Source organism: Ferrovibrio sp., assembly GCF_029255545.1.
In the GTDB taxonomy this organism is placed as follows: Bacteria; Pseudomonadota; Alphaproteobacteria; order Ferrovibrionales; family Ferrovibrionaceae; genus Ferrovibrio.
In genome coordinates, this window is sequence record NZ_JANLJJ010000006.1 from 1 (window position 1) to 1206 (window position 1206).

The window sequence follows — 1206 nt, forward strand, 5'->3', positions numbered from 1 at the left end:
TGGCCTGGCTGGGGGAGTGGTTCGGCCGCGGCCCGGTCAGCCGCAATGCGCTGGCGCAGATGCGTTACGGCAATACCGGCGATGCCGCCGGTTTCGCCCGCGCCATCGGCTGGCAGCCCGCAAGCATGGCCGAGGCTTTGCGCCGGCATCCCTCCCATGTGCAGGACCGCTGGCATGCCCGGCTCTACTGGCTGCGGCCGGCGACACGCGTGGCGCTGGCCTTGCTGTGGCTTGTATCGGGCGCCATCGGCCTGTTCGCCGGGCCAGACGCGGTTCAGCCGGTGCTCGACCTGCTGCGCCTGCCGATGGAGGCCGGGCGGCCGCTGGCGCTGCTGTTCAGCGGGATCGACATCCTGCTTGGCCTCGGCCTGCTGCTGCGCCGGCCCGGCGCCGGGCTGCTGACGCTGGTCCAGCTGGCGATGGTGGGCGGCTATACCGCGATCCTCAGCCTCGCCGATCCGGGTCTGTGGCTGGAGCCTTACGGCCCGCTGCTCAAGAACCTGCCGATCCTGGTGCTGATCGCCATCCACTGGGCGCTGGACGACGACCGATGAGCGAGCTCTATCTGCCGGTCAGATACCTGCATGTGCTGAGCGCCACCGTGCTGTTCGGCACCGGGCTGGGCATCGCCTTCTTCCTGTGGTTCGCCCATCGCAGCGGCCATGTCGCCACCATCGCCGGCGTCGCCCGGCTGGTGGTGCGGGCCGACTGGCTGTTCACCGGTACGGCGGGCGTGGTCCAGCCGGCCAGCGGCATCGCCCTGATCCTGATCGCCGGCCATGATCCGCATGAACCCTGGCTGCTGCTGAGTTATGCGCTGTATGTCGGCGCCTTCCTGTGCTGGGCGCCGGTGGTCTGGCTGCAGCTGCGCATCCGCGACATGGCCGTTGCCGCCTTGCGCGACGGAACCGCCCTGCCGGCGCCGTATTACCGCTATGTGCGATACTGGTTCCTGCTCGGCTGGCCCGCCTTCATTGGCCTGCTGCTGGTATTCTGGCTTATGATCGCCCGCGCCATTCCGGGGACCACCTGATTCCATGACCGATCTTTTTCCCAGCTTCACCACCGGCCGCCTGATCCTGCGCGCCTTCAGGGCCGAAGACGAGGCGGCCTTCGCCGTCTTTGCCGTGCGGGAGGAATTCTGGCAATTCCTGCCCGGCCCGGCGCTGGATGCCGAGCTGGTGGCGCGCTTCGTGGCCCAGCGCG

2 protein-coding genes are annotated in these 1206 nt (G+C 69.1%); both read left to right on the forward strand.

Annotation, left to right across the window (positions count from 1 at the left end):
• Positions 1 to 554, forward strand: a 554-nt coding sequence (locus Q1J79_RS00260; protein WP_300295121.1) for a DoxX-like family protein, incomplete at its 5' end; no start/stop codon positions are given.
• Complete coding sequence (locus tag Q1J79_RS00265) at positions 551 to 1033, forward strand: DUF2269 domain-containing protein (protein WP_300295123.1); 483 nt, start codon at positions 551 to 553, stop codon at positions 1031 to 1033. The genes Q1J79_RS00260 and Q1J79_RS00265, both read left to right, overlap by 4 nt.
• The last annotated feature ends 173 nt before the right edge of the window (positions 1034 to 1206 follow it).

What these genes read in the sequence shown, in the direction of transcription:
- Q1J79_RS00265 (WP_300295123.1), top strand. Translation starts at nt 551, where the DNA reads ATGAGCGAGCTCTATCTGCCGGTCAGATACCTGCATGTGCTGAGCGCC.